1 rRNA gene (cut by a window edge) is annotated in these 1,213 nt (G+C 49.5%); it reads left to right on the forward strand.

Annotated elements, in window-relative coordinates:
* A 23S ribosomal RNA gene (locus F9279_RS24670) occupies nt 1-1,213 on the forward strand; its annotated part runs 1,735 nt beyond the window's last position; the annotation flags it as partial.

Below are 1,213 nucleotides of genomic sequence, written 5' to 3' on the forward strand. Positions count from 1 at the left end.
AGTTAAGTTAGAAAGGGCGCACGGTGGATGCCTTGGCACTAGGAGCCGATGAAGGACGGGATTAACACCGATATGCTTTGGGGAGCTGTAAGTAAGCTTTGATCCAGAGATTTCCGAATGGGGAAACCCACTATCCGTAATGGGATAGTATCTTTACCTGAATACATAGGGTACTGAAGGCAGACCCGGGGAACTGAAACATCTAAGTACCCGGAGGAAGAGAAAGCAAACGCGATTCCCTGAGTAGCGGCGAGCGAAACGGGATTAGCCCAAACCAAGAGGCTTGCCTCTTGGGGTTGTAGGACACTCTATATGGAGTTACAAAGGAACGGGGTAGACGAATCGATCTGGAAAGATCAGTCGTAGAAGGTAATAACCCTGTAGTCGAAACTTCGTTCCCTCTTGAGTGTATCCTGAGTACGGCGGGACACGAGAAATCCCGTCGGAAGCAGGGAGGACCATCTCCCAAGGCTAAATACTCCCTAGTGACCGATAGTGAACCAGTACCGTGAGGGAAAGGTGAAAAGCACCCCGGAAGGGGAGTGAAATAGATCCTGAAACCGTGTGCCTACAAGTAGTTAGAGCCCTTTTATGGGTGATAGCGTGCCTTTTGTAGAATGAACCGGCGAGTTACGATTACATGCGAGGTTAAGTTGAAGAGACGGAGCCGTAGCGAAAGCGAGTCTGAATAGGGCGAAATAGTATGTGGTTGTAGACCCGAAACCAGGTGATCTACCCATGTCCAGGGTGAAGTTCAGGTAACACTGAATGGAGGCCCGAACCCACGCACGTTGAAAAGTGCGGGGATGAGGTGTGGGTAGCGGAGAAATTCCAATCGAACTTGGAGATAGCTGGTTCTCTCCGAAATAGCTTTAGGGCTAGCCTCAAGGTAAGAGTATTGGAGGTAGAGCACTGTTTGGACTAGGGGCCCCCATCGGGTTACCGAATTCAGACAAACTCCGAATGCCAAATACTTATCCTTGGGAGTCAGACTGCGAGTGATAAGATCCGTAGTCAAGAGGGAAACAGCCCAGACCACCAGCTAAGGTCCCAAAGTATATGTTAAGTGGAAAAGGATGTGGAGTTGCTTAGACAACCAGGATGTTGGCTTAGAAGCAGCCACCATTTAAAGAGTGCGTAATAGCTCACTGGTCGAGTGACTCTGCGCCGAAAATGTACCGGGGCTAAACATATCACCGAAGCTGTGGATTGA

It is taken from the genome of Bacillus sp. B1-b2 (assembly GCF_009183415.1).
GTDB lineage: Bacteria > Bacillota > Bacilli > Bacillales > Cytobacillaceae > Niallia.